Annotated in this window: 2 tRNA genes; both read right to left on the bottom strand. The window is 50.2% G+C overall.

Annotation, left to right across the window (positions count from 1 at the left end):
- Positions 1 to 213 precede the first annotated feature (213 nt).
- Positions 214 to 289 (bottom strand) — tRNA-Ala (locus tag QUG03_RS23210).
- A gap of 117 nt (positions 290 to 406) precedes the next feature.
- Positions 407 to 483: transfer RNA gene (locus tag QUG03_RS23205), tRNA-Ile, on the bottom strand.
- Positions 484 to 601 lie beyond the last annotated feature (118 nt).

Below are 601 nucleotides of genomic sequence, written 5' to 3'. Positions count from 1 at the left end.
TGCGACGACTACACCGCCCCTTTTGATATGGCGACGTAGCCTAGATACAATCAAATACCCAAGATGACGATCCGTCCACGTAAAGAGTTAACTCTACGCTTCCTTCTCGCCGTCTTTATATATTCGGCTTCTTCAGTTTGTTAAAGATCGGGCGTTAAAAATACAACGCAAACACAATCAAGCTATCTTGCAAACTCGCTTGTGTTTGAGTTGTGGTGGAGGATGACGGGATCGAACCGACGACCCCCTGCTTGCAAAGCAGGTGCTCTCCCAACTGAGCTAATCCCCCTCTAAACCTGAAATGCCGCGTTGAAACGCGCCTCGTGTGCATCATCACACTTCGCCGCCTTTCGCCTTGCCTTTCAGCTTTATTTGTGCGGCCGGATCTCTCCGACAACAGAAATTCTGGTGGGTCTGGTTGGACTCGAACCAACGACCCCCGCCTTATCAAGACGGTGCTCTAACCAGCTGAGCTACAAACCCATTTCTTGTTCAGCCATCGCTGGCTGACGCCCTTAACTACAAATAACCGATAGGCTGTAAGTACTCGATCAACAACCTTCTCTAGAAAGGAGGTGATCCAGCCGCAGGTTCCCCTACG

Source organism: Chromobacterium sp. CCUG 30098, assembly GCF_059916605.1.
Note: the sequence above shows the minus strand (reverse complement) of the source record. Positions and strands in the feature narration are given on the sequence as shown.